Source organism: Allocatelliglobosispora scoriae (assembly GCF_014204945.1).
GTDB classification, from domain to species: domain Bacteria; phylum Actinomycetota; class Actinomycetes; order Mycobacteriales; family Micromonosporaceae; genus Allocatelliglobosispora; species Allocatelliglobosispora scoriae.
The window spans coordinates 2,252,473-2,278,279 of sequence record NZ_JACHMN010000003.1; the positions used below are offsets into that span (position 1 = coordinate 2,252,473).

At 71.7% G+C, this 25,807-nt stretch carries 25 protein-coding genes; 12 read left to right on the forward strand and 13 right to left on the reverse strand.

Going from position 1 to position 25,807, the window contains the following annotated elements:
• Window positions 1-72 precede the first annotated feature (72 nt).
• The gene (locus F4553_RS36280) at window positions 73-930 is read left to right on the forward strand and encodes a hypothetical protein (protein WP_184845606.1); all 858 of its coding nucleotides are present in this window, start codon (window positions 73-75) and stop codon (window positions 928-930) included.
• Between the two features lie 66 nt (window positions 931-996).
• Here the strand turns inward: F4553_RS36280 and F4553_RS36285 are convergent, their stop codons facing one another.
• The gene (locus F4553_RS36285; RefSeq protein ID WP_184845608.1) at window positions 997-2,202 is read right to left on the reverse strand and encodes a cysteine desulfurase-like protein; all 1,206 of its coding nucleotides are present in this window, start codon (window positions 2,200-2,202) and stop codon (window positions 997-999) included.
• Between the two features lie 194 nt (window positions 2,203-2,396).
• On the opposite strand from F4553_RS36285, the gene F4553_RS36290 reads away from it, so the two are divergent.
• Entirely contained in the window at window positions 2,397-3,236 is an 840-nt protein-coding gene (locus F4553_RS36290; protein ID WP_184845610.1) for an MHYT domain-containing protein, read from the forward strand.
• A gap of 131 nt (window positions 3,237-3,367) precedes the next feature.
• On the opposite strand, the gene F4553_RS36295 is transcribed toward F4553_RS36290, so the two are convergent.
• From F4553_RS36295 to F4553_RS36320, 6 genes are all read right to left on the reverse strand, one after another.
• Window positions 3,368-4,294: a 5'-3' exonuclease gene (locus F4553_RS36295; RefSeq protein WP_184847370.1), complete on the reverse strand. Its 927-nt coding sequence runs from the start codon at window positions 4,292-4,294 to the stop codon at window positions 3,368-3,370.
• Between the two features lie 19 nt (window positions 4,295-4,313).
• Window positions 4,314-4,940, reverse strand: a complete 627-nt coding sequence (locus F4553_RS36300; RefSeq protein WP_184845612.1) for a hypothetical protein — start codon at window positions 4,938-4,940, stop codon at window positions 4,314-4,316.
• Entirely contained in the window at window positions 4,937-5,401 is a 465-nt protein-coding gene (locus F4553_RS36305; protein ID WP_184845614.1) for a MarR family winged helix-turn-helix transcriptional regulator, read from the reverse strand. The genes F4553_RS36300 and F4553_RS36305 overlap by 4 nt, the downstream gene beginning before the upstream one ends.
• A gap of 99 nt (window positions 5,402-5,500) precedes the next feature.
• Window positions 5,501-7,576 (reverse strand): Hsp70 family protein, encoded by a 2,076-nt coding sequence (locus tag F4553_RS36310; RefSeq protein ID WP_184845616.1) that lies wholly within the window; start codon window positions 7,574-7,576, stop codon window positions 5,501-5,503.
• Between the two features lie 245 nt (window positions 7,577-7,821).
• Window positions 7,822-9,600, reverse strand: a complete 1,779-nt coding sequence (locus F4553_RS36315) for a substrate-binding and vWA domain-containing protein (protein WP_184845618.1) — start codon at window positions 9,598-9,600, stop codon at window positions 7,822-7,824.
• 83 nt (window positions 9,601-9,683) lie between these two features.
• Window positions 9,684-11,045 carry a serine/threonine-protein kinase gene (locus tag F4553_RS36320; RefSeq protein ID WP_184845620.1) on the reverse strand — a complete coding sequence of 454 codons (1,362 nt, stop codon included), beginning with the start codon at window positions 11,043-11,045 and terminating at the stop codon, window positions 9,684-9,686.
• Window positions 11,046-11,312: 267 nt separating this feature from the next.
• Here F4553_RS36320 and F4553_RS36325 point away from each other — a divergent pair, with 267 nt between their 5' ends.
• The 5 genes from F4553_RS36325 (at window position 11,313) to F4553_RS36345 (ending at window position 16,205) form a co-directional block, all read left to right on the forward strand.
• Entirely contained in the window at window positions 11,313-11,681 is a 369-nt protein-coding gene (locus F4553_RS36325; protein WP_184845622.1) for a hypothetical protein, read from the forward strand.
• Window positions 11,682-11,752: 71 nt separating this feature from the next.
• The gene (locus tag F4553_RS36330; RefSeq protein ID WP_184847372.1) at window positions 11,753-12,898 is read left to right on the forward strand and encodes an acyl-CoA dehydrogenase family protein; all 1,146 of its coding nucleotides are present in this window, start codon (window positions 11,753-11,755) and stop codon (window positions 12,896-12,898) included.
• A gap of 9 nt (window positions 12,899-12,907) precedes the next feature.
• Window positions 12,908-13,945, forward strand: coding sequence for a zinc-binding dehydrogenase (locus tag F4553_RS36335; protein ID WP_184845624.1), 1,038 nt, complete (start codon window positions 12,908-12,910; stop codon window positions 13,943-13,945).
• Between the two features lie 46 nt (window positions 13,946-13,991).
• Entirely contained in the window at window positions 13,992-14,435 is a 444-nt protein-coding gene (locus F4553_RS36340) for an Lrp/AsnC family transcriptional regulator (protein ID WP_376776336.1), read from the forward strand.
• Window positions 14,436-14,567: 132 nt separating this feature from the next.
• The gene (locus tag F4553_RS36345; RefSeq protein WP_184845626.1) at window positions 14,568-16,205 is read left to right on the forward strand and encodes an ABC-F family ATP-binding cassette domain-containing protein; all 1,638 of its coding nucleotides are present in this window, start codon (window positions 14,568-14,570) and stop codon (window positions 16,203-16,205) included.
• 86 nt (window positions 16,206-16,291) lie between these two features.
• On the opposite strand, the gene F4553_RS36350 is transcribed toward F4553_RS36345, so the two are convergent.
• Window positions 16,292-16,855, reverse strand: coding sequence for a histidine phosphatase family protein (locus F4553_RS36350; RefSeq protein ID WP_184845629.1), 564 nt, complete (start codon window positions 16,853-16,855; stop codon window positions 16,292-16,294).
• A gap of 4 nt (window positions 16,856-16,859) precedes the next feature.
• Window positions 16,860-18,110, reverse strand: coding sequence for a low temperature requirement protein A (locus F4553_RS36355; protein WP_184845631.1), 1,251 nt, complete (start codon window positions 18,108-18,110; stop codon window positions 16,860-16,862).
• A gap of 196 nt (window positions 18,111-18,306) precedes the next feature.
• Here F4553_RS36355 and F4553_RS36360 point away from each other — a divergent pair, with 196 nt between their 5' ends.
• From F4553_RS36360 to F4553_RS36370, 3 genes are read left to right on the forward strand one after another with little or no spacing between them, the layout of a single operon-like run.
• Window positions 18,307-18,972 carry a septal ring lytic transglycosylase RlpA family protein gene (locus tag F4553_RS36360; protein ID WP_246467577.1) on the forward strand — a complete coding sequence of 222 codons (666 nt, stop codon included), beginning with the start codon at window positions 18,307-18,309 and terminating at the stop codon, window positions 18,970-18,972.
• A gap of 11 nt (window positions 18,973-18,983) precedes the next feature.
• Window positions 18,984-19,589 (forward strand): class I SAM-dependent methyltransferase, encoded by a 606-nt coding sequence (locus tag F4553_RS36365; RefSeq protein WP_184845635.1) that lies wholly within the window; start codon window positions 18,984-18,986, stop codon window positions 19,587-19,589.
• 32 nt (window positions 19,590-19,621) lie between these two features.
• Window positions 19,622-19,984 carry a VOC family protein gene (locus tag F4553_RS36370; protein WP_184845637.1) on the forward strand — a complete coding sequence of 121 codons (363 nt, stop codon included), beginning with the start codon at window positions 19,622-19,624 and terminating at the stop codon, window positions 19,982-19,984.
• A 1-nt stretch (window position 19,985) separates the two neighbouring features.
• On the opposite strand, the gene smpB is transcribed toward F4553_RS36370, so the two are convergent.
• The 3 genes from smpB to F4553_RS36385 all read right to left on the reverse strand — a co-directional run bounded on the left by smpB (window position 19,986) and on the right by F4553_RS36385 (window position 22,290).
• Complete coding sequence (smpB, locus tag F4553_RS36375; RefSeq protein WP_184845639.1) at window positions 19,986-20,477, reverse strand: SsrA-binding protein SmpB; 492 nt, start codon at window positions 20,475-20,477, stop codon at window positions 19,986-19,988.
• A 9-nt stretch (window positions 20,478-20,486) separates the two neighbouring features.
• Complete coding sequence (locus tag F4553_RS36380; RefSeq protein WP_184845641.1) at window positions 20,487-21,569, reverse strand: winged helix DNA-binding domain-containing protein; 1,083 nt, start codon at window positions 21,567-21,569, stop codon at window positions 20,487-20,489.
• 85 nt (window positions 21,570-21,654) lie between these two features.
• A complete protein-coding gene (locus F4553_RS36385) occupies window positions 21,655-22,290 on the reverse strand; it encodes a GNAT family N-acetyltransferase (RefSeq protein ID WP_184845643.1) in 636 nt (211 codons plus the stop codon).
• Between the two features lie 116 nt (window positions 22,291-22,406).
• Here F4553_RS36385 and F4553_RS36390 point away from each other — a divergent pair, with 116 nt between their 5' ends.
• Window positions 22,407-23,177, forward strand: a complete 771-nt coding sequence (locus F4553_RS36390; protein ID WP_184845645.1) for an alpha/beta hydrolase — start codon at window positions 22,407-22,409, stop codon at window positions 23,175-23,177.
• 90 nt (window positions 23,178-23,267) lie between these two features.
• On the opposite strand, the gene F4553_RS36395 is transcribed toward F4553_RS36390, so the two are convergent.
• Entirely contained in the window at window positions 23,268-24,668 is a 1,401-nt protein-coding gene (locus F4553_RS36395; RefSeq protein WP_376776358.1) for a KamA family radical SAM protein, read from the reverse strand.
• 107 nt (window positions 24,669-24,775) lie between these two features.
• Between F4553_RS36395 and kdd the strand changes: the two genes are divergently transcribed.
• On the forward strand, window positions 24,776-25,807 hold the full coding sequence (gene kdd, locus F4553_RS36400) for an L-erythro-3,5-diaminohexanoate dehydrogenase (protein ID WP_184845647.1): 1,032 nt from the start codon (window positions 24,776-24,778) through the stop codon (window positions 25,805-25,807).

The following is a 25,807-nucleotide window of genomic DNA, read 5'->3' on the forward strand; positions in this document are numbered from 1 at the left end:
CCCTTCCCCTGCCGCGCACCGGCCGGCGCAGACGGATTCCCCTCGTTGCGTCGATCGCGAAGGTCACCTCCCATGCGTTTCTTCACCGATTTCATGATCACCGGCGTTCTGCAGGTCACCGCGATCTGGTCCGCCCTCATCGCCGTCGCGGCGATCGCGTGCCTGCTCATCCTGCGGCCCGTGCACACCCACACCGCGAGCCTCGACGAGGCCCGGGCCCAGGCGCGCGCTCGGCTGCGCCTGCGCCGACAGGTCAAGGACCTCAGCCGGTACGCCGAGGAGGTGCACGTCGCCGCCGACCGCGCCACCGTCATGGCCGACCGGTTCCGCAGCCGCTGGCTCGCCGCCCACGACATGGTCGAGCGGGCCTTCGACCGGGCCGAGCACGCCAACGCCGCCGAGCGCAGGCTCGCCGTCGCGGCGCTGCTGCCCCTGCCCGAGCCGACCGAGGACCCCGCCGAGCTCGCCGACCGGGCCCGCTTCCTGCGCCGTGCGGTGATGGCCTCCTGCGCCCGCAACGAGCTGCCGCTGTTCGAGCTGAGCGAGGCGCTGGCGCACCGCAACGGCTGGGACCCCGCCCGGCACCCGGTGGAGCAGGAGCTCGCCGTGCAGCGAGCGGTGCTGGCGGCGATGGAGTCCGAGCACGCCGCCGCCCTGGCCCGGGAGCGGGAGCTGTGGGAGCAGGCGCAGGCGGCGCTCGCCCAGGCCCGGTCCCTGCGCGGCGAGGCGGCTGCGGCGGCGCTGCGCTGCGGCCGCCAGCGGGACCGGCTCGCCGAGTCGACCCGGCCGCGCCGCATCGCCCGGAAGGCTGCGATCCGGGCGGCGGCTCCCGTCGCGGCACGCCCGGCCGAGCAGCGTCCGGCCGAGTGGCGGGCCCGCTGGAACGGGCCCACCACCGTCATGCGCGTGATCTCCAGCCGCACTGCCTGAGGGTGCCGTCGGCGGAGCGCGGCCCCCTCGCGCGAGGAGGCCGCGCTCCGCCGCACACCGTGTCGGTCAGCCGGCCAGGCGCCGCACCGCCGCCAGCAGCACCGCCACGTCCTCGGCGCTGTTGTAGTGGTAGATGCTCGTGCGCACCGCTCCACCGCTGTCGCGCAGGCCCATCGCGGTGAAGTACTCGTAGGCGTAGTAGTCGCCGGAGAAGGCGCAGATGCCCTCGGCGCCCAGCGCCGCCGACGTCTCCGCCGGGTGCTGCCCCTCGATCCGGAAGGCGACGGTCGGGCAGCGGTCCTCGGGCGCCGGGCACAGCCACACGCCGTCGATCGCCGACAATCCCTGGACCAGCTCGGCGAAGAGCCCCTGCTCGTAAGCCTCGGCGGCGGTCATCGACGCGGTGAGGCGGGCGCGGCGGTCACCGGTGGCGGTGCCGTCCAGCCCGGCGAGGTGCTCCACGGCGGCGGTGACGGCGGCGAGGGAGGCGAAGCTCGGCGTACCGAACTCGAAGCGCTCGGGAACGTCGTCGCTGGAGGGGCGCAGCTTCTGCGGCTGCAGGCCGGACCAGCGGGCCGGGCTCGCGACACAGGCGGCGAGGTGCGGCCCGGACCACTTGTAGGCGCTGGTCACGTAGAAGTCGGCGCCGAGGGACCCGACATCGACCGGCTGGTGCGGTGTCGAGTGCACGCCGTCGACGTAGCAGGCCGCGCCGACCGCGTGGGCCAGTGCCGCGATCGCGGCCACGTCGGGGCGGGTGCCGATGGCGTTGCTCGCGGCGGTCACCGCGACGACCCGGGTGCGCTCGGTGATCAGGTCGGCATACTGCGCGACCGGCAGCTCGCCCGTCTTCGGGTCGAACTCGGCCCACCGGACGACCGCACCGGCGTCGGCCGCGACCTGCACCCACGGGCGGATGTTGGCGTCGTGGTCCAGCCGGGAGACGACGACCTCGTCGCCCGGCTGCCAGGACCGCGCGAGCGTGCGCGCGACGAGGTAGGTCAGCGACGTGGCGCTGTTGCCGAAGACGACGCCGCCGGGTTCGCCGCCGACCAGGTCGGCCACGGCCGCGCGGGCGGCATCGACGATCTCGACGGCCCGGCGGCCGGGCGCGAAGGCGGTGCTGCGGTTGGCGACCGCGCCGGTGAGCACGGTGTGGGCGGCGTCCGCCACCGGACGGGCGACGAGCGACCCGGCGGCGGCATCGAAGTGGCGGAATCCCTCGGCGAGCGCCGGATAGGCGGCGCGGACGGTCTCGATCTCAAAGGCCATGGTCCACCGTAACGCCGTGTCGGCTGTCGATCTCCACCTGGCCGATCCGGCAGGTGAATGGCCTGGTTATCCCCGCCAACGCCGCCGATCGGTTGAAACTTCATCGACCGGATGGGGCTGTCCTAGTCGTGAGTTATCCTCGCAACGTCCGCTAAATGATCTAGCTACGGGGCGTACCTGAGGGGGAACTCAACGTGTCCGAGGTGCAACACTTCGCCTACGGGCCCATCACGCCGATCCTCGCCTACGCGGTCTCGGTGCTGGGCTCCCTGCTCGGCCTCACCTGCACCAAGCGGGTACGCGAGGCGACCACGACCGGGAGCAAGATCTGGTGGCTGCTGCTCGCCGCCTGGGCTCTCGGCGGTACCGGCATCTGGACCATGCACTTCCTGGCGATGCTCGGCTTCGACGTGGTCGGCTCCCCGATCCGCTTCGACATCGGCACCACCGCCCTCAGTGCCGTCGCCGCCGTCGTGGTGGTGGGAGCCGGACTGCTCTTCGTCGGCCTCGGCCGGCCCACCGCAGTCAAGATCATCGTGGGTGGCTTCTTCACCGGGCTCGGCGTCGCCGGCATGCACTACATCGGTACCGCGGCGCTGCGGGTCGACGGGGACATCCAGCACGACCGGAGCCTGGTCATCGCCTCCATCGTGATCGCCGTCGTCGCCGCGACCGTGGCGCTGTGGTTCACCGTCATCGTCAGCAAGCCCGCCTACCTCTTCGCGTCGGCGCTGCTGATGGGCCTCGCCGTCTGCGGCATGCACTACACGGGCATGGCGGCGATGTCGGTCAGGGCACACGAACCGACCTTCGGTATGCACGGCGCGACGGCGAGCACGATGCTGCTGCCGATCATCGTCCTGGTCATCCTCGTGGTGATCGCGCTCTTCTACGCCCTGCTCTCGGGGCCGAGCGGAGAGGACGTGTCGGCCCGCGCCTACCTGGCGCAGACGCAGCAGGACCGCCTCGACGAGGAGCGCCGCGCGGCCGAACCGATCGCGGGTCGCCCCTACCGCCAGCGTACGCAGCGCTGACCCTGAATTTTAATGCTGGACACGCCGCGAAAACTGCAACAAACGTCAGGATCGACTCCGACGCGCCGGCGAGTCAGCATTAAAATTCAGGGAACACGCCGCGCGCCTGCCCGCATGCGGTCGCGATCGGGTTACTCCGGCAGGGCTGCCCGTGCGGCCAGCGCGTCCACCAGGCGTTTCGCCGCCCCGGCGAGGTTCCACTGCTCGGCCAGGGCGATCAGCGCGTCCGGGTCCGCCGGAGCCGCCGGGAGCGCGTCGTCCACCTCGGGCAGCGGCACGTCGGTGGCGACCTTGCAGACCGTCGGCGCCACCGCGAGGTAAGCCGAGGCGTCGCGCAGCTTGGTCCGCAGCCCGGGCTTGATCTCGGCCTTCGGGTCGTCGAGCGCCGCCATCAGCGTGTCGAGGTCGCCGAAGCGGGAGATCAGCCCGGCGGCGGTCTTCTCGCCGACCCCGGGCACCCCCGGCAGGCCGTCGCTGGCGTCGCCGCGCAGGGCGGCGAAGTCGGCGTACCCGCTCGCCGGGACGCCGTACTTCGCCTGGACCGCCGCGTCGTCGCAGACCTCCAGCTTCGCCACGCCGCGTCCACAGTAGAGGAACAGTGACCTCCGGTCGTCGTCCACGAGCTGGAACAGGTCGCGGTCGCCGCTGATCACCTCCACGGGGGCAGCGCGGGTGGACCGGGCCGCGAGCGTGCCGAGCACGTCGTCGGCCTCATATCCGGGTACGCCATAGGCCGGGATCCCGAACGCGCGCAGGAAGTCGAGCAGGATCTCGACCTGCGGGGACAGGAGGTCGGGGATCTCCTCGACCCCGGCGACCGGATCGGCGACCCGGTGCGCCTTGTAGGACGGGATCAGGTCGACCCGCCACTGCGGCCGCCAGTCGGCGTCGAGCGCGCAGATCAGCCGGGTCGGCCGACGGGTCTTCACCAGCGTCGAGATCATGTCGAGGAAGCCACGCACGGCGTTGACCGGCGAACCGTCGGGCGCCTTCGCCGCCGACTCGGGTACGCCGAAGAAGGCCCGGAAATAGAGGCTCGGTGCGTCGACCGCCAGCAGAGTCACACCGACCACCCTATTACGCCGGAGTGCTCGATCCCGCCTGCAGGTGCTCGCGGGCCCGATCGGCGAGGCCCCGATGGTCGTCGGCGAAGAAGCGCAGCTCGGTGACGGGCTCGCTGGTGCCGCTGGGCAGCCGCAACGCCATCGGCTCGCGCAGCACCACGTCGAGGTTGGTCTGGCTGGACATCGCGACGCTCAGGATCGAGGCGTCGGCGGCGTCGAACTGGAGGGTCTTGCCGGTGGGCAGCGACCGCATCCGGGTCCGGATCTCCGCGATCGCGTCCCAGGGCAGGTGGATCTCGATCGACGAGCCGTTGGCGATCCGCAGCCCGCTCGCGCCGACGACGTGCGGGTGGACCCGCAGGCTCGCCAGCAGCCCGATCATCCACAGCAGGCCCTGCACGCCGAGGACGAAGAGGATGATCCGCGCGCCCGACCAGGGCAGGATCAGGTGCATCACCGGGATCTCGATCGCGCTCACCACCAGGAACCCGATGAGGACGGGCGTGACGACGCCGGCGTAGCTGAAGGCGGTGGCGCCGGGCTCCAGGCGCAGCGGCCGGCGGAAGACCCAGCGGTAGAGGCTGCGCCACAGCCGCAGCTCGAACAGGGCGACCCGCTTGGCGAGGGCCAGGACGTTCATGTCTTCTCCTCCTCCGTGCTGGACAGGTGCACGCCGACCTCGCGGAGCCGGGCCAGGACCTCGTCGAGGCCCGCAACGAAGCAGTCGAATCGATGCTCGGACATCTGGCCGAAGAGCAGCGTGGCGAACCCCTGCTGGTCCCGGGCGAGCGTGGCGGCCGTGGCCGCCCCGTGCTCGGTGAAGGAGACGAGGGTCGCCCGGCGGTCGGTGGGGTGCGGCTCGCGGGTGACGAACCCGGTCGCGACGAGCCCGTCGACCAGCCCGGTGATGTTGCGGGCGCTGACGCGCAGGGCGTCGGCGAGGTCTCGCTGGGTCAGCGGCCCGCGGTGCTGCAGCTCCCACAGCACGTGCGCCCGGGACATGGTGAGGCCGTCGCGGGCCAGGCTCCTGGTCATGTCCTCGTTGAGCACCACGACCAGCTCCAGGATCCGGTCGAGCGCGACACCGTGACGTTCATTCATTGGTTACTGCCTTCATTGTGATGCATATTCACTATGTAGTGACATCACAAAGTTTCGCACACGGCGGTGCCAGGCCGCAACGGAGTGTGACGGACGCTCTCAGACGCGCCAGATGTCGACGCAGCTGCCCTCGTCGGAGCTGGAGCAGGCGAGCAGGTGCTGCCCGTCGGCGCTGAACGCCGTCCGGACCGACCGGGCCGAGCTCAGATCCGCCCGGAAGAGCTCCTGGCCGGTCTCGGCCTCCTGCAGCGAGACCGCCACCGCGCCCGCGGACTGCCGCGCCGCCGCGAGCAGCCGCCCGTTGGGGCTGCGCGTCTCGGCGGCGAACCCGTCGGCGCCGCTGTGATCGGCGAAGCCGCCGAAGCGCCGGTGCAGGTCCTCGCCGACCATCTCCTCGACGACGGCGCCGGTGCTCAGGTCCCACATCATCGCCACGTCGCGGCGGTAGCGCCCGACGTGGACCACCTTGTCGAGCTCGGAGATGAGCCGCCACATCGTCTCGTTGACGAGCACGGTCAGCGGTTTCGCCCCCGCCCGGAACTGCGAGCGCAGCAGGCCGGAGGCGATGTCCCAGACGAAGAAGCGGCCCTGCGGGTCCCACGCGACGAGGGTCAGGCTGCCGTCGGGTGCCACGAAGACGCGTCCGTGCTCGGGCTCCGGGCCCGGGTAGCTCGGCCGCAGCTCGCTCAGGACGGCGCCGGTCGCGATCGAGCGGGTCCGCACCCAGGCGCCCGTGCTCGGGCACTCCACCAGCACACTGCGGTCGGGGCTGAGCAGCCACTCGCCGTCGACGCGGAGCTGCACCCGCTTGTTGGGCCGGTCGCCGGAGATCACCTTCACCGAGCGGGCCATCCCGGCGATCACGTCGGAGTCGAGGAAGGAGCCCGGTCGGACCCGGTGCTCCGCCATGATCCCCTCGCGGGCGGCGGTGAGGTCGAAGATGCGGTCGTCGTCGCTGCGCACCTGGGCGAGGACGGCACCGCCGGGGTAGGACTCGCCCGGCCCGACGGTCCAGCGGACGAGCCGGGCCCGGCCGGTCGGCAGCGTCCAGGCGAGGGGTTCCAGGCGCCAGGCGGGCGGCACGGCGGCGATCCGGCGCCCGCTGGCCCGGTCGGCCCACCGGGCGGCACCGCGGACCACCGCGAGCTCGGGCTCGGCGGGCTGCCAGACCGGTCGCCCGAACTCCAGCCGCAGCGCCTTGCCGACGCCGGGCAGCTTGGCGGCTCCCCCGACGAGGGCGATCCCGGCGACCTCGCCGGGAGTGAATCCCGACCGGGCGATCATCGCCCGGCAGCTCGCGAGCAGCCAGCGCACCGACGGCTCCGCGAAGCGGTCCAGCGCCGCGCGGTCCAGAGAATAGGGGGGTACGCCGGCCGCGAGCCAGTCGGAGGCCTGCTCGTCAGCGGCGAGCCGGTGCTTGAGGCGGCGGACGAAGTCGGCGGCGGTGAACCGTGCCCGCAGCCCGTCGTCGCCGGGTGCCGAGAGCGCGGCGGGCACCCAGTCGGGCAGGGTGGCGGCGAGGTCCTGCAGCAGGATGGAGTCGAGGCTCTGCCCGCCGGAACAGGTGTCCTCGGCGAGCTGGATGGGGTGCTCGGCGTGCATCCGGTGCAGCGTCACCGTCCAGGAGGCGCCGAGGTCGCAGACGAGGACGATCGCGCCCTCGGCCGGATCGGCGCGCAGGAGCGGATCGCGCAGGGCCGCGACGGCGTCGCTGACGAGCTCGGCGGCGGGGAAGCCCGCCTCGGCTGCCATCGCCACCATCGCCTCGCGGCGGGGGTCGAGCGGGCCGTAGCCGGCCGGGACGGTCATGGCGAGCCGCTCGATCCGCTCGCCGTGCTGGCGCTCCGCCTCTGCGCGGACCACCGACAGGTAGCGGGCGAGCAGCTCACCCCCGGCGACCTGCCCCTCGCCGAGCGGGAGGGGAGTTCCCGTGTCGACGGAGGAGCGCAGGCCCGATGCGTACCACCGGGGTCTGGTGTCTCGGCGCTGCTGCGCGGCGGCGCCGATGAGCAGGGTCTCGTGATCGAGGAAGACCGCCGACGGCCAGCGCGGAGCGCCGGTCATCGGGCAGAGCACAGGCGTGACGACGGGTCCGGTGGCGACGACGGCCGACGTTTCATGCGTGCCGAAGTCCACGATCAACGTCGGTTGGTGAGCGGGCGTCGATTCAGCCATGCGTGCCTCCGGTGCCGTGACCGTGGACTATGCGCACCTCGTCGTGTGTGTCCTCGAACATAAACCGCAGTCATTGCCAGCCGGTTACGCCACCGTTCGGATGTGTTAAGCCTTCCCACTAGTCGCCGCCCTCTCCCCAATCGGCCCCCCGCCCCTCACCAATTCGCGTTGATCAAGGGAAGACTCGCCATCCGGGGTGTCCGATACGCGGCGAGTCTTCCCTTGATCAACGCGAATTTTGGGGGTTAGAAGGCGCTGACGAGTTTGACGAAGGCTTCGTTGATCTTCGTGGGGTCCTGGGCGTCGAAGGCCTTGCCGCCGGTTGCCTTCGCGATTCTCGTCAGGGTTTCCAGGTCGGACTGGTCGTCGAAGGCGATGCAGAAGATCTTCACCGGACGGTCGGGGTCCAGGGTGATGTCCTTCAGGAGCTTCTTCAGGTCGTTGTCGGGGGGATACTCGTTCTTGCCGTCCGTCAGGACCACCACGGCGTTGATGCGGTTGCGGTCGTAGTGGTCCAGGACGTACTGGTGGGCGGCTCGGACGGTGGCGTAGAGCGCGGTCCCGCCCTCCGGTTTGAGGGTCTTGAGCTTGCCGCCGAAGGCGCGGCTGTCGAAGCGGCCCAGGGTGATCTCGTTACTGTAGGGGGTCTTCCCGCGTCTGGGCGTCACCGAGGAGAAGGACCACAGGCCCACCCGGTCCTCGTCGTTGAGCAGGTTGACGCCGTTGGTCGCCGCGCCGACCGCGACCTGCAGCCGGGTCTGGTTGCCGATCATGCTCGTCATCGACCCCGAGGTGTCGACGGCCATCAGGATGTTGGCCTTCTTGCGCAGCGTGCTCCAGCCGCCGAGGATCGCCTGCACGACGGTCGGGTCCGGCGCGTCGAAGTAGCTGAGCTCGGCGTTGTCGCGTCCGCGCAGGGACTCGAACAGCGACTTCGAGGCGGTGCGCTCATGGTCGCGGAAACCGATGTCGGCGAAGCTGCGCTGCTGCTCGGGCTCCTGCAGGAAGGCGAGGAAGTCCTTGGCCGCGGCCTGCTGGCGGGCGTCGGCGGTGGGCAGCACCACGTAGGGGTGGTCCAGGTTGAAGGTGCCCTCCTTCGGGTAGAGCGCCACGAGCGGCACCTTCGGCTTCTCGCCGTACTTCGGGCTGAGCTTGCCCTCGTTGTAGAGGTAGACCAGCTCCTCCTGCATGACGATCGCGCTGACGTCGGTCTGGGGCGCGTCGGTCTCCACCGTGGTGAGATCGTTGGCGGCGAGGTTGCGCAGCAGGTCGACCACGTCGTCGCTGTAGTGCGAGACGTTCGCCTCGATCTCCCGGACGAACTTCGTCACGCTCGGCTTGGCCAGGTCGACCGTCATCAGGTCGCTGGAGGTGCCCATCGCGGCGTAGTAGGTGGCGATCGTCGCGGCGAGGCCCGAGGTCGAGAGGGTCGGGTTGTCCTTGCCGAAGGTGAAGCGGCCCCACTCTGGCTTGCCGAAAGCCGCCCAGCCCTGGTCGCCGGAGAGGCCCAGGATGTCGTTCCAGCCCAGCGCGCCCTTGCCCTGCACCAGCTCGCCCTTGGGCTGCTTCATCGCGATGACGAGCGGGCTGTTGGCGATCGACTCGAACTTGCCCGGCGTCTGCGCGGGCCGCCCGGCCGCCTTGTCGCGCAGCTGGAGCTGCCCGGTCCACAGGCTCGAGGTGGGGAGCCAGACCTGGGGCTGGGGGATCTTCGGCTGTGCTGCCGCCCAGCCCTTGTCGAGCGACTCCATCGCCTTGCCCGAGGTGACGCCGTCGACGGTGATGCTGGCGCAGAGGCCGTCGTCGAACTCGCGGTCGGCGGCGCCGTAGCGCTGGGCGAGCTCGCGGACGAGCACGTCCTTCTCCGTCGAGGAGACGACCTCCAGCTGTACGCAGTGCGACCGGTCGGCGCCGAACGTATCGGTCTTGACCACGACGTAGGCGGCGCCCATCACGGCTATCCCGGCGATGATCGCGATGGTGTAGGGCAACCATGTGCGGGATGACGACGGGCCCGAGGCCATGATTTTTCCTCCAGGGGGTGGACGGCGGACTCCATCATGCCGGTTGCCGTCCACTCCGCGACCGGTGGCCGCCGACACCCGGGCTATCCGGTGGTGTCCTCGCCGCTGTCGAGCAACGCCGCGGCGACCGCGCGGACGGCGTACACGATGGTGAACGTGGCGCCACCGACCAGCGCGGCGGTGCTGACCACAGTGGACGCGATGTAGCCGGTTGCGGCGCCGAGCGTACCGACGAAGATCGCGGTGGAGATGCCCCACGGATCGCCGAGCTGGCGGCCGAGCCGGGTCCCCAGCGATGCGGGCGGCCGGGCGACGGCGGTCGCGGCCCGCTCGGCGGGCGGCGCGGGCGGCGCGGGCGGCTCGATCGTGGCCCGGCGCTGCTCGCGGGGCGCGGTGACGGCCGTGACCACGGCCTGGTCGGTGCCGCGCGGCGACGACGGGGGTACGCCGACCGGCGCGACCGCGGCGGAGCCGACGACCGGCCCGGCGACGACCGGCCCGGCGACGACCGGCGGCGGAGCGGACGGCACCGGAGCGGCCACCGGCGGAGCCTGGACCGGGAGGGTCGGCAGGATGCTCGTCGCGGCGTCGGTGCCCTCCTGGAGCATCGTCTCCAGCGGCAGCGTCGCCGGGAGCCCGCCGCCGTGCCCCAGCAGCCGCAGCAGCACCTGCTGCGCGGACGGGCGGCGGTGCTGGTCCTTGGCGAGGCACTCGGCCGCGAGGTCCCGCAGCGGACCGGTGAGGCCGCTCAGATCGGGTTCGTCGTCCATGACGCGCCGCATCACGTTGGCGAGGCCGTCGTTGCCGAAGGGCGGCTTGGCGGCGGCGGCGAACGCCATCGTCGCGGCCCAGGCGAAGACGTCGCACTGCGGTCCGACATCGACGTTGCGGAAGCGCTCCGGCGCCATGTAGGGAACCGTGCCCATGACGTTGGTGTTCATCGAGTCGCTGCCGAAAGCCCGGGCGATGCCGAAGTCGATCACGCGGGGCCCGTCGGCGCCGAGGATCACGTTGTCGGGCTTGAAGTCGCAGTGCACCACCCCCGCCTGGTGGATCGCGGCGATCGCGGTGGCGGTGCCGACCGCGAGGCGGTAGAGCGAGTTCGCCGCGAGCGGGCCGTGCTCCTTGACCTGCCGGTAAAGGGTGTGCCCCTCGATGAACTCGCTCACCACGTAGGGCTGCTCGGCATCGAGGTCGGCGAAGAGGACCTGGGCCGTGCAGAACGGCGCGACCTGCTGGGCGGCGGCGATCTCCTTGGCGAAGCGGCGCTTGGACTGCGGCGTCCCGGTCAGCTCCATATTGATCATCTTGACCGCGACCCGGTGCCCGGCATCGTCCTCGCCGAGATAGACGATGCCCTGACCACCCGCGCCGAGTCGGCCGAGCAGGCGGTATCTCCCCGCCGATCGCGGCTCGTGAGCCGCCAGGGGGGTGACTCTCGGCATCGCTGCCCCTACCGGTCCTGACATTGCCACTCCACGCGTTTCACCAGGCCACCCAGCGAGCGGGGCCGACGGCGGGGGTCGGCCGACACGCGTATCGTGCCACGGTCGCGCCCGCCGTGCCGACAGCAGGACACCCCGGCCGGAGCCGGGTGGGACGCGATCGGGGGAATTCGTCCGGGTCCTTCGGCCCGTAAACTGGGATGGCCCTGGTCATCGGCTCGCCGACGGGCGCTTCGAGGCCAGGCTGGCGCATGAGCGGAGCGCACGATGGGCGGACCTCACCGGACCTTCACCCAGCACGACGCGGCGACGGGCACCACCTATACGCGGGCCGAGGACGCCGGTCCCGGACTGCGGCACGTGATGGAGCTGACGACCTACGCCAACGGCGACACCACGGTGGTCGCCACGACGGCGACGGGGCGCTACTGGACCGAGCACCGCACGGAGACCCGCCAGGGGCAGATCACCTGGGAATCGACCCGGCGCTACGACGCCGAGACCGGCTCGCTGTGCAGCCGTCGAGAGTGGACGGACATGGCCGGGGAGCGGCACGCGGAGGAGCTGACCGGGCACGTGCCGTGCCTCGGTTCCCCGATCGAGGGGCTCGCGGCGGGCGTCGGATATGTCGGATGAAAAGCGCGGCATGGGGACCTATCCTCCAGAACCCAAACGACCGTTAAACTGACCGGGTGTTCACCGATGAGATGAGCGGCCTGCCGGAGACCCCGGAGATCGCCGCGCTGATGGAGCTGACCTGCGAGCTCGCCGACAAGGAGCTCGCACCGAGAGCAGCCGACCACGAGGAGCGCGGCGAGTTCCCCCGGGAGCTGGTCCGCACCCTCGGCCGCAGCGGGCTGCTGGGGCTGCCCTACCCGGAGGAGTTCGGCGGGGCCGGGATCGCCTACACGGCGTACCTGCGGGTGCTCGAGATCCTCGCCTCGCGCTGGCTGGCGGTGGCCGAGGCCGTCAGCGTGCACACCCTCGCCTGCTACCCGCTGGCCCATCACGGCACCGATGAGCAGCGGCGGCGCTGGCTGCCGGAGATGCTCGGCGGCGAGCAGCTCGGCGCCTACGCCCTCTCCGAGCCGGCCGGCGGGTCCGACGCCGCCAACCTCACCACCCGGGCGGTCCTCGACGGCGACGCCTACGCGGTGACGGGGGTCAAGGCCTGGATCACCCATGCCGGGGTCGCCGACTTCTACAACGTCTTCTGCCGCACCGGCGGGCCCGGCAGCGGCGGCATCTCCTGCCTGCTCGCCGACGCCGACAACCCCGGCATCCAGCCGCAGGCCCGGGAGCGGACGATGGGGCTGCGGGCGTCGCCGGTCGCCCAGGTCGTCCTCGACGGCGCCCGGGTCGACGCCGACCGGCTGATCGGCCCGCTCGACGGCGGCTTCGCCATCGCCATGGGCGCCCTCGACAGCGGCCGCCTCGGCATCGCTGCCTGCGCGGTCGGCCTGGCCCAGGGCGCGCTCGACTACGCGATCGGCTATGCCCGCGACCGCCAGCAGTTCGGCCGGAGCATCATCGACTTCCAGGGCGTCGGCTTCCTGCTCGCCGACGCCTCGACACAGATCGCGGCGGCCCGGGCGCTGGTCCAGTCGGCGGCGGCGCTGCGGGACGCGGGCAAGCCCTACTCGCTCGCGGCGGCGCAGTCGAAGCTCTTCGCGACCGACGTGGCGATGAAGGTGACGACCGACGCCGTGCAGGTGCTCGGCGGGGCCGGCTACGTCACCGACCACCCGGTCGAGCGCTACATGCGTGAGGCGAAGGTGCTCCAGATCGTCGAGGGCACCAACCAGATCCAGCGGTTGGTGATCTCGCGCTATCTCGCCAAGGGCGCCGTTTAAGCTGGTGGCATGCGCGCCACTGTGATCTACGCACCGAAGGACATCCGCATCCAGGAGGTGCCCGACCCGCAGATCACCGAACCCGGTGACGCGATCGTCCGGGTCACCCACGCCTGCATCTGCGGCAGCGACCTCTGGGCCTACCAGGGCGTCGCCGGCCGCGAGCCGGGGCAGCGGATCGGGCACGAGTTCCTCGGCGTCGTCGAGGCGGTCGGACCGGGTGTCGCCACGCTGCGCCCCGGGCAGACCGTCGTGGCGCCCTTCGTCTGGTCCGACGGGACGTGCGAGTTCTGCCGGGAGGGGCTGCAGACCTCGTGCCCCGTCGGCGGTTTCTGGGGGCAGGTCGGCTCCGACGGCGGTCAGGGCGAGGCGGTCCGGGTCCCCGTCGCCGACGGCACCCTGGTGGCGCTGCCGGACGGGCTCGACGACGCGACCCTGGTCAAGGTGCTCGCGCTCGCCGATGTCATGTCGACCGGCCACCACGCCGCGCGGGCGGCCGGTGCCCGGCCGGGTGCCACCGTCGCCGTCGTGGGGGACGGTGCGGTCGGCCTGTGCGGTGTGCTCGCCGCCCGACGCCTCGGCGCCGAGCGGATCATCGCGCTCGGCCGCCACGCGTCGCGGACGGCGATCGCCCGGCGCTTCGGCGCCACCGACGTCATCGCCGAGCGCGGTGACGAGGCGATCGCGGCGGTCCAGGAGCTCACCGGCGGCACCGGCGCGCACGCGGTGATCGAGGCCGTGGGCACGGAGGAATCGATGCGTACGGCGATCGGCGCCGCCCGCGACGGCGGGTTCGTCGGCTACGTGGGTGTGCCGCACGGCGGCCCGGCCGGTGTCGAGATCGGGCAGATGTTCGACCGCAACGTGGGCCTGCGCGGGGGAGTGGCGCCCGCCCGCGCCTACATCCCGGAGCTCCTCGCCGACGTGCTCGCCGGGACATTGGACGCGTCCCCGGTCTTCGACATGTCGGTGGGGCTGGCCGGCGTACCGCAGGGGTACGCGGCGATGAACGACCGTTCAGCGCTGAAGGTCTTGATCAGGCCGTGACCTGCGCGGCTTCACGCAGTGGCGGGCGGCGGCTATCGTGACGGCCGTGGAGGAGACCGACCGCTCGATCGTGGCAGCCCTCTCCGCTGACGGCCGGATGTCCTACACCGACCTCGCGGAGAAGGTGGGCCTCTCGGTGTCCGCCGTCCACCAGCGGGTTCGGCGCCTGGAGCAGCGCGGCGTCATCACCGGTTACGCCGCGAAGGTCAACTTCGAGGAGATCGGGCTGCCGCTGACCGCGCTGGTCGCGATCCGCCCCTTCGACCCGGCCCAGCCCGACGACGCCCCCGAGAAGCTGGCGCACCTGCCGCAGATCGACTCGTGCTACTCGGTCGCGGGCGAGGATTTCTACCTCCTGCTCGTGCGGGTCGCCTCGCCGTCGGACCTGGAGAAGCTGCTCCAGGAGATCCGCACCTCGGCCAACGTCACCACCCGGACCACGGTCGTGCTCTCCACCCCCTATGAGCAGCGCCCGCCCAGCGTGAGCTGACCCGCGCCGCCGCCCTGACCCGCCTTGATCGTCGCAACTCTTCAAGAGTTGGTGCCATGGCGGTGCAGCGGCCGGGCCGATGACACCAACTCTTGAAGAGTTGCTGTTTTGGGGGGTCGGTAGGCTGCGCTGGTGAGCGCCACCCTTGTCGCCAAGTCCCTCGCCGCCGGTCACGGTGAGCGCGTCCTCTTCGCCGACCTCGACCTCGTCGTGGCGCCCGGCGACGTGATCGGACTGGTCGGCGTCAACGGCGCGGGCAAGTCCACGCTGCTGCGCCTGCTCGCCGGGATCGACACCCCGGAGGAGGGCGCCATCGCGCTGAGCCCGCCGACCGCCACCGTCGGCCACCTGCCGCAGGAGCCCGATCGCCGCGAGGGCGAGTCGGTCGGCGGGTTCCTCGCTCGGCGTACCGGTGTCGCCGCCGCTCAGCAGGCCCTCGACGCCGCCGCCGAGGCACTCGGGGTGGGCGGTCCCGGCGCGGACGACGCCTACGCCGACGCGCTGGAGCGGTGGCTCGCCCTCGGCGGCGCCGACCTCGACGAGCGCGCCGGGACCGTCGCGGCGGAGATCGGCCTCGGCGTGAGCCTGGACCACCCGATGACGGCGCTCTCCGGCGGCCAGGCCGCCCGCGCCGGGATGGCATCGCTGCTGCTCAGCCGCTACGACATCTTCCTGCTCGACGAGCCCACCAACGACCTGGACCTGGCGGGACTGGACCGGCTGGAGCGCTTCGTCATCGAGCTGCGCGCCGGGACCGTGCTGATCAGCCACGACCGGGAGTTCCTCGCGCGGACGGCGACCCGGATCGTCGAGCTGGACCTCGCCCAGCAGCAGGTGCGCGAGTACGGCGGCGGGTACGCCGGCTACCTCGTCGAGCGGGAGATCGCCCGCAAGCACGCCCGCGACGACTACGAGCAGTACGCCGACACCCGCGCCGCCCTCGTCGAGCGCGGCAACATGCAGCGCTCCTGGATGGAGAAGGGTGTCAAGAACGCCCGCCGCAAGGCGCCCGACAACGACAAGATCGGGCGCAAGTTCCGCAGCGAGGCGACGGAGAAGCAGGCCTCGAAGGCGCGCCAGACCGAGCGGATGATCGAGCGGCTGGAGGTGGTGGAGGAGCCCCGCAAGGAGTGGGAGCTGCGGATGGAGATCGCCGTGGCGCCCCGGGCCGGTGCCGTCGTCGCCACCCTCAACGGTGCCGTGGTGCACCGGGGCGGGTTCACCCTCGGCCCCGTGGACCTGCGCATCGACTGGGCCGACCGGGTCGCCATCACCGGCGCCAACGGCTCCGGCAAGTCGACGTTGATCGCGGCGCTGCTCGGTCGCGTACCCGTCGATGCAGGGAGTGCGGCGCTCGGACCGGGAGTCGTCGTCGGCGAGGTGGACCAGGCCAGGGCGCGGTTCTTCGGCGCGGAGCGCCTGCTGGACGCCTTCGGCGCGGCCGTGCCCGACACGGAGCCCGCGGAGGTCCGCACGCTGCTGGCGAAGTTCGGCCTGCGCGCGGCGCACGTGCTGCGACCGGCGTCGACGCTGTCGCCCGGCGAGCGGACCCGGGCCGCGCTCGCGCTGCTGCAGGCCCGCGGGGTCAACCTGCTCGTCCTCGACGAGCCCACCAACCACCTGGACCTGCCCGCGATCGAGCAGCTGGAGTCGGCGCTCGACTCCTTCCCCGGCACGCTGCTGCTCGTCACCCACGACCGGCAGCTGCTCTCGGCGGTGCGCACCAACCGGCACGTCGAGGTCGACGCCGGCCGGGTCACCAGCTCCTGAGCCGCGCCGATCACCAAGATCGCCGCAACTCTTGAAGGGTCGGTGTCATCGGCGCGCGGTGCCGCCGGTGCGGGGAGTCGGCGCCGTCAGGCGTTCCAGCGGAGCAGGACCGGAGTCTCGCGCTCGTAACCGAGCACCGACAGCGTGCCGGTCTCCAACCGGAACAACTCGCCGCCGGCGGGCGGCAGGCCCAGCCACCGGGCCACCAGGACCCGCAGCATGTGGCCGTGGCCGACGAGCGCGACATCCCCGCCCGGCAGCAGCGTCCGGGCCCGGTCCAGCACCCGGTCCGCCCGCGCGGCGACCTGGGAGGGCGCTTCGCCGCCGGGGCAGCCGTCCCGCCACACCGTCCACCCGGGACTCGTCAGCCGGATCTCCGGCGTGGTGATGCCCTCATAGGAGCCGTACTCCCATTCGCGCAGGTCGGTGTCGGTGTCGGTGACCTCGAGTCCGGCGAGCTTCGCGGTGCGCTGGGCGCGGGCCATGGGGCTGGCGTAGATCGCGGCGAACGCCCGCCCGGCCAGCCTCGGCGCGAGCGCGGCGGCCTGCCGCTCGCCCTCGGCGGTCAGCGGCAGGTCGGTGTGGGACGTGTGCCGACCGGCGAGCGACCACTCGGTCTGCCCGTGCCGGATGAGAACGATCTCGCGCATGGCCTCACCGTAGCTCCCCCGGAGGCACCTCGCCGGACAAGCGAGCCGCCTGCCGCTCGGCGAGCTTCGGGTAGGCGGCCTGCCACCCCGCCGCGGCGAGGAGCCCGACCGCGAGCGTCCAGGCCGGCAGCGCGCCGCCCGCCAGCCCCAGCAGCAGCGGCAGGGCCACGGCCGGGACCGAGAAGCCGACGATCCACTGTGCCGGTGCCTTCGTCGCGACACCGGTCGCGAGCAGGGTGGCGAAGTAGAGGGCCATCCCGCCGCAGAGGATCCAGCGCATGCTCGTGCCCATGTGCCCGTCGGGGTGCTCGGCCATCGAGCCCAGCCCGGCAGCGGTGGCGGTGATGCCGAGCGTCATCGCGAAGTGGGCCGGGATGGCGAGCCAGGGCGGCGTCTGCCGGGTGCCGATCGGCACGGCGCTGGAGCCGTAGGCCAGCGCCAGCCACCACAGGCAGACGAGCAGCCCGAAACCGGCGAGAGCGGTGAACCACAGCGCCCGGCTCCACTCGACCTCGGCGGCCGCGCCGACGACCTGGGCGACCGCCTCGCCGAGCACGATGATGATGAAGAGTCCGAGCCGTTCCCGCAGGTGGGAGCCGTCGACGACGGCCGGGATGAGGCGCAGCGGCTCCCGTTCGCGGCGCTGCGGCCGCCCGCGCTGCGCCTTGCGCGCCGCGTTGGTGATCCGGGCCCGCTCGCTGAACTCCTCCTTGGCCCGCGCCTCGGCGAGCAGGTGCGCCGGGTTGCGGCCCTGGGCCATCGAGAGCCCGATCTCCAGGGCGATGCCGACCGCCCAGAGCCAGTAGCGGGCCGGAGGCTCGACCCAGATCGAGATCACCCAGGGCACGAAGCCCGCCCCGAGCTGCGCGGCGGGCCAGGCCGTCAGAATCGTCCCGGTACGCCGCCAAGTGCCCATCGCCAGCCACTTGCACACGACGTAGGCGATCGCGAAGACCGCGCCCCGGTCGTGGGTGACCTCGGGGATCGAGGCGGCCATGACGGCGATCCCGAACATCGCCAGCAGCATCGACCGGGCCCTCGTCCGCCCACCCGCCACATTGGCGTAGAGAGTGAAGCTCGTCCACACGCTCCAGACGGCGTAGTAGAGCAGCACGAACAGGCCGACCTTGCCGATCCCCGGGCCGCCGTGCAGCAGGTGGGCGAGCTGCGCGACGGCGACCACGACGACGAGATCGAAGAAGAGTTCGAGCCAGCTCGCGTGGCGCTCGCTGGTCCCGACGGCGGCTTCGCTCATGATCGTTACTATGCCAGCCGGATCAGCCGCGGGGAGGCGCGGTGCGCATGGGGTGTTCGGGCCAGGCGCGGGTCGGCCGATCGGGTGATGAATTGCTGTCAAATCATCACCAAAGAGCATGATCACGTTGACATCGGAAGTGTCGCTTTCGTTAAAGTCCCACCTCGGCCCGTCGTCCCACCGAAAGGTCACGATCTTGCCAGGCAGACATACGGCTGAGTTCCCGAAGCCCGACTTCGACCAGAAGCCGGCCGACCCGAAGCCGACGTTCGACAAGCCGGCTCCCCGGCACGCCCGCAGTGGACCGCTGCTCCCGCTCGCCTCGGCGGCGGTGGCGACCGTGATCCTCGCCGGCGGCGCCTACAGCGTCAGCCAGATGAGCTTCGAGCCCGACGGCCAGGCCACCCTCGCCATCGACCGGGAGCCCGGGCACGTCTCCCGCAACCTGCAGCGCGACGCGGCCCCGTCGCCGTCGGCATCGGCGTCGCCCACGGCGATCCCGACGCCCTCGGTCACGCCGACGCCGTCGCCGACGAAGGCGGTCGTCAAGCCGTCCCCCACGCCGAAGAGCAGGGTCGTCTCCTCCGGCAGCTGCGAGGCGTCGTTCTACGACGAGCCGCAGGGCACCGCGAACGGCGAGGTCTTCGACCCGACCGCGATGACCGCCGCGCACAAGACCCTCAAGTTCAACTCCCGGGTCCGCGTCACCAACATCGCCAACGGCAAGTCGGTGATCGTGCGCATCAACGACCGCGGCCCCTACATCGACGGCCGCTGCCTCGACCTGTCGAGCGCGGCGTTCGCGAAGATCGCGAGCCTGGGCGCGGGCCACGCGGAGGTCAGGTACGAGGTGCTCGGCTAGCCTGTGCGGCTATGAGCGACGAGCTGATCGAGACCCGGGCCACCTATGACGTGATCGCACCCGAGTTCGCCAAGGTCGTCGCGACCGGCTATCCCGGCCTTCACCAGGACGTGGCCCGCATGCGCGAGGCCGTCGGACCGCAGGCGTGGGTCGCCGACATCGGCTGCGGCCCCGGCCGCGACTCCGCCCTGCTGCGCGAGTCCGGCCTGCGGGTCGTCTCGCTCGACCTCTCCGAGGGCATGCTGCGCGCGGGCGACCTCCGCGGCAAGGTCCAGGCCGACATGCGGGCCCTGCCGCTGCGCGGTGGGTCGCTCGACGGGATCTGGTGCCAGGCCGCGCTTCTCCACATTCCCCGGGGGTACGCCCCCAGCGTCCTCGCCGGATTCGCCTGCGTGCTGCGGCCGGGCGGGCGCCTGCACCTCAGCGTCGCGGCGGGGGAGTCGCAGGGCTGGGAGGTGGCGGAGAACTACGCCTCGCCTCAGCGTCGATGGTTCACCTATCACACCCGGCCGGGCATCGAGGCGCTGCTCACGGCCGCCGGGTTCGCCGTCGCCGAGGTGCGCGAGCACGAGCACCACCGGTCGTGGCTGACGATCGCGGCGCACACCGCCATTTGATCGATGGCCCGCTGTCGGCCACGATGGGCGTCATGGCCGACCTCGTGACGAAGCTCCTGCCCATCCTGCGCGTACCCGACCTCGACGCCGAGCGGCGCTTCTACGACTCGTTCGGGCTGCGCACGACCTATGCGGGCGAGGAGTACCCGGACTTCGTCGCGGTCGGCAACGACTCCGTCGAGTTCGGACTCTCCAAGGGCGCGGGCGCGGATTCGACGTCGTTCCAGTGGCAGCTCGGTGTCAGCGATGTGGACGCCGTCGTCGAGGTCTGCGAGCTGGGCGGCTTCGCCTACCGGGTGGAGGTCGAGGAGCCCGGTGACGGCTGGCTCTACCGCGTCGTCAAGGTGATCGCGCCGAGCGGTGCCGAGGTGTGGTTCGAGGGCGACCGGGAATAGGTCAGCGGTCGCGGCCCTTGGGGATGCCCTTGAGATGGCGGCCCAGCTCCCGGGCGATCTCCCGGTTGGCGTCGCGGGTGGCGAGGGTCTGCCGCTTGTCGAAGTCGCGCTTGCCCTTCGCCAGCCCCAGTTCGACCTTCGCCCAGCCGTTCTCGATATACATCGTCAGCGGGACGAGGGTCATGCCGCCCTCGCGTACCTTGGTGAGGATCTTGTCGATCTCCGACCGGTGCAGCAGCAGCTTGCGCGTCCGCCGGGGCTGGTGGTTGGTCCACGTGCCGTACCAGTACTCCGCGATGTAGAGGTTGTGCAGCATCAGCTCGCCGTCGCGCTCCTGGCCGAAGGCGTCGACCAGCGACACCTTGCCCTGGCGGACCGCCTTGATCTCGGTGCCGCGCAGCACGAGCCCCGCCTCGTAGGTCTTGACGATGGCGTAGTCGTGCAGCGCCTTCCGGTTCGAGGCGATGAGCTTGCGACCGGTCTCTCTTCCCACGGTCCCAGGCTATCGGTCCCGGTCGCCGGAGTTGAACCGCACGTCATGGGCGGTCGCGTCGGCGGCGGCGAAGGCGAGCAGCCGGTAGCCCTCCTCGATCAGCTCGCTCCGGTCGACGGTGGGGATCTGGCTGAACGGCCGGACCACCAGCGTCGCGGCGCCCTTCAGCCAGGTGATCTTCCAGATGGCGCGGACGAACCCGTCGACCAGCACCGTCCCCGGAATCAGGCCGGGAGTCTTGAAGATGGTCCGGTACTGCTCCTGCGTCATGATCCGGCTCGGGTCGTCGTGGGCGAGCAGGATGTTGTCGAAGTCGGCGATGAAGCGGCCCGGTGCCGGGGTCTCCGGATCCGGCAGCGGTGCGTCCGGCAGGTCGAAGAGCTCGTCGCCGTCCTCGCCGCGGTGGGTCACCAGCCTGTCGCCGAGCAGCTCGGTCACCTCGTGCAGGTGGGTCAGGCCCGACCAGGCCTCCATGTCGTCGACCGTGGCCGGTCCGAAGGCGGTGAGGTAGAGCGTGATCAGGTCGGCGACCGTCATCGAGGGCGCGGCGGGCTGGTCGCCGAGCCACGACTCCATCGCCGTGTAGACCGGCTGCCCGACGGCGCCCCAGAGCCCGCTCGGCGGCACCTGGACCAGCGGTACCGCCACCCGGGCGGACGCACCGAGCGCGTTCGCCTTCAGATCCGGCCAGCGCTGCGCGAGCAGGGTGCCGAGCTCGCCGAGGGTCAGCGGCCGGTCCGCGAGGTGCTCCCGGGTCAGCCGGGCCACCTCGGCGAGGTCGAAGCCGGGCAGGCCGCCGTACTGCGCCGCCTGGACCAGGGGTCGGATCGCCACGGCGTCGCGGGCGCTCACCAGGTGCACCGAGGAGCGCATGAGCGCCACCCGGACGGCCTGCCGGCTCTCCAGCAGCCCCGTCAGCTCGCCGAGCTCGAACTGCGCCAGCCGCGACCACAGCCCGACGTAGGGCGGGTTCGGCGACTGCGCCTGGAGCCCGACGAGGTGCTCGATCGCGTCGAGCGGTCCCATCGCCGACCGCTCCAGCAGGAGCTGGCGGGCGAGCAGGGCACGGTTGAGCGCACGACGGGTCAGCATCCAGCGATCCTCCCACCCCCGTCACGTTTTGCTGCAAAGCGTGGTCATTTCGCGCGCCGAGGCCACGCTTTGCAGCAAAACGTGACTAGGCGCCGAACATGTGGCGGCAGGGGGGCAGGTTGTCGATCCGGACCCCGTGGTCGGGGTGGCGCGCCTGCCACTGCGCCCGGGTCATGCGGAGGCGGACCATGTCGTCCGCGCCGGTGCCGCGGCGGTGGCGGGTACGGCCGTTGTCGGCGTACCCGACGGCGGTGGAGACGCCGAGTGACGCGGCGTTGTCGTGCCACGCCTCGGTCTGCGCCGCCTGGGCCGCGAGGCCTTCGAAGGCGAGCGCGAGCACCGCGATGCGCATGCGTTTGCCGAGGCCGCGACCCTGCGCGGACGGGGTGAGCCAGGACGACGTCTCGACCGTGCGCAGGGCGGCGAAGTCGCGGGCCTCCAGCTCCTGCCAGCCGACCAGCGCGCCGCCCGTGAAGACGGCGAAGGGGAGCTTCCAGTCGTCGGGCCGCCAGCCGCCGACCCGCTCCCAGTAGGACTGGAACACCGTCATCGCGTGCCGCTGCGCGGGATCGTCGCTGAGCGCGGGCAGGCCCGGGTCGGTCTCCAGGTCGGCGGGCTGGATCCGGGCGAGCGGCACCAGGTCCGCCTCGGTGACCGGGCGCAGCATCAGGTCACCGGCGGTGAGGCGAAGATCGAAGAGCGGCCAGTACGGGTGCGGCATGGCCGCATCGTCCCAGGAAGCCGCCGACCGGCGCAGGTGATGTACACCCGGGGGACAGTACGATTTTTGCACGGATCCTTTGATTCCTTGCGAGAAGGTGATCTACCCTTCGGCCCATGCTGAGAAGACTGGGGACCGTGGCGGTGGCGCTGGCCGCCCTCGCCGCGTGTAGTTCACCTGCGGAACCTGTGCCGACACCGAGCCCGTCGGCGCTCGCCACGGCCGCACCGGCCGGGCTCGCCTGCCCGGATCTCGTCCAGGGCGGCACCGTGGTCGCCTTCGGCGCGCCCGGCGAGCACAACCTCGCCGGGGTCGTCATGGGCGACGGCCCCGCCGGGGTGATCCTGGCGCACCAGTCCAACGGGTCGGTCTGCCAGTGGCTGCCGTTCGCCAAGACCCTCGCCGAGCGGGGCTTGCGGGCCTTCGCCTTCGACATGAACGGCGGTGCGTCGTCCGCCTACAGCGGCGCGACGGTGGCGCAGGACGTCGCCACCGCCACGGCCTACCTTCGCGGCCAGGGTGTGACGTCGGTGGTGCTCGTCGGCGCGTCGATGGGCGGCGCCGCGGTGATCAGCGCGGCTGCCGCGATCACGCCGCCGGTGGACGGGGTCGTCTCCGTCTCGGGTGCGCCCACGTGGACCGGGATCGACCCGCTCGCGGCGGCCGGGAAGCTGGCGGTGCCGGCGCTCTTCCTCTGCGCCAAGGGCGACGCGGCCTTCGCGGATGCGGCGACCGCCTTCGACGCGGCGGTGCCGAAGGGTGTCGACCACAAGCTCGTCATCGTCGACGACGTCGGCCACGGGGTCGCGCTGGTCGATCCGGCCGGCGGCAACGCGCAGATCCGGGCCGAGCTGCTCGCCTTCATCACGAAGCACGCCCGGAAGTAACGGCAAGATCGCCGCAACTCTTCAAGAGTTGTGGGTTCAGGCCGCCAGGCCTTAACCGCAACTCTTGAAGAGTTGCGGCGATCTTGGGAACTACGCGGCGGTGAGCTGCTCCTGCTTGGCCCACCAGCGGCGGCCGGACTCGGGCAGCGTGTCGATCGGGTCGTAGTAGGCGTAGCGCTTGGTCAGCGCGTCGGCCTCGGTCGCCTCGATCGAGGTGCGGTAGTTCTTCGTCCAGTAGGAGATGCCGTTGTCGCGGTCGTACTCCGTGACCATGTGCACCCAGCGCTTGCCGACGAACGGCACGTCGCAGATGATCCGCGGGGTGGCGTATCCCGGCAGGTAGCCCATGATGTCGTGCTGGAGCTGCTGCGCCTGCCAGACCGCCACCCGCCAGTGCTCGGCGGACGGGATCATGTCGCACATGTAGAAGTAGTAGGGCAGGATGTTCGCCTCGCCCTGCAGCGCGAAGCACAGGTCGAGCAGGTCGGCCGAGGTGGCGTTGACGCCGCGCATCAGCACGCCCTGGTTGCGCACGTCGCGCACGCCCGCGTCGAGCGCCGCCCGGGCCGCCGCCGCGACGAGCGGGGTGACCGAGTTGGCGTGGTTGACGTGGGTGTGGATGGCGAGGTTGACGCCGCGGGCGCGGGCGGTCCCGGCGACGCGGCCGAGACCCTCGACGACCTCGGGCTGCAGCCAGTGCTGGGGCAGCGCGGCCAGGGCCTTGGTGGCGAGCCGGATGTCGCGGATCGTCTCGACCTCGAGCAGCCGCATCAGGTAGGACTCGAGCTGCTTCCACGGCACGTTGGCCACGTCGCCGCCGGAGACGACCACGTCGCGGACGCCGGGCTGCGCCTTGAGGTAGTTGATGTGCGCGTCGTAGCGGTCGACCGGCTTCAGGGTGAGCTTGAGCTTGCTGACGGCGGGCGTGGAGTTGCCGACGAGGTCCATCCGGGTGCAGTGGCCGCAGTACTGCGGGCAGGTCGACAGCAGTTCGGCGAGCACCTTGGTCGGGTAGCGGTGGGTGAGGCCCTCGGCGACCCACATGTCATGCTCGTGCAGCGAGTCGCGGCTGGCGTGCGGGTGGCTGCGCCACTCGGTGAGCCGGTCCGACGCGACCGGGATCATGTAGTGGCGGACCGGGTCGGCGTAGAACGCCTCGGTATCCGGCTCGGCGTGCGGGACCATCGTGTTGATCATCTGCGGCGGGACGAGCATCGACATCGTCGCGGACTGCTGCTGATCGGTCACGAGGTCGGCGTAGAAGCGCTCGTCGAGCAGGTCGCCCATCACCTTGCGGAGCTGGGCGATGTTCTTCACGCAGTTGACGCGCTGCCACTGCGCGTCCTCCCACTGCTCGCGGGTCACGTCGCGCCACCCGGGGAAACGGGTCCAGTCCGGCTCGACGAGCTCGACCCGCCGGTACTGGTAGGGCTGTCCGGCCTCGTTGATGGCGGTGGTCACGGTTCCTCCTCGTTGAGACGGTGACGCGATGTGTGGGTACTGTTGGCTTCGCAGGAGACTACTGGAAATTATCCCGCATACAAACTAGTCTGCCGAAGAATTTGCGAAACAATCACGTTCTGGAAGAAGGATTGACAATGACGTCTCCGGTCGGGTTGCACCGTGTCCTCGCGCCGCAGGGTGTGCTGCCCCAGGCGGCCGCACGGCTCGACAACCGCCCGGAGATCGGGCCGGACGAGGTCCGGATCTCGGTCGAGAAGCTCAACCTCGACGCGGCGAGCTTCCGGCAGCTCTGGACCAAGCACGACGGGGACGGCGCCGCGGTCAAGGCCGAGGTGCTGGAGATCATCGGAAGCCGTGGCAAGATGCAGAATCCCGTCACCGGCTCCGGCGGGATGCTGATCGGCACCGTCGACGAGGTCGGGCCGGAGTCGCCGCTCGGGCTCAAGCCCGGTGACCGGGTCGCCACGCTCGTCTCGCTCACCCTGACGCCGCTCGCGATCAGCGACGGGCTCGCCCGCTGGGACGGCGCCTCCGAGCAGGTGCCGTGCGCGGGGCACGCCATCCTCTTCGGGCGCTCCATCGCCGCGGTGCTGCCGGACGACCTCGACCCCGAGCTCGCGCTCGCGGTGCTCGATGTCTGCGGTGCGCCGGCGCTGACCGAGCGGGTGGTCCGCCGCTACGCCGCGACGCGCACCGATGTCTCCGTCGCCGTCATCGGGGGCGCGGGCAAGAGCGGGTCGCTGTCGCTGGCCGCGGCGAAACGGGCCGGCGCCGTGCGTACCGTCGGGGTGGTTCCCACCGCCGACGAGCGCGACCGGCTCCGCGAGGCCGGACTCGCCGACGAGGTCGCCCTCGCCGACGCCCGCGACCCGGTGGCGCTCGCCGCCGCGATCGGCGCGCCGGTCGACGTCACCGTCGTCTGCGTCGACGTGCCCGGCTGCGAGCACGGCGCGATCCTCGCCACCGGTGAGGGCGGCACCGTCATCTTCTTCAGCATGGCGACGAGCTTCAGCGCCGCCGCGCTCGGCGCCGAGGGGCTCGCCGCCGACGTGACGATGCTGGTCGGCAACGGTTACGTGCCAGGCCATGCCGATGTCGCGCTGGGCCTGCTGCGCGAATCACCGGCGGTGCGTCGGCTCTTCGAGGCACGCCTCGCGGCACACTGA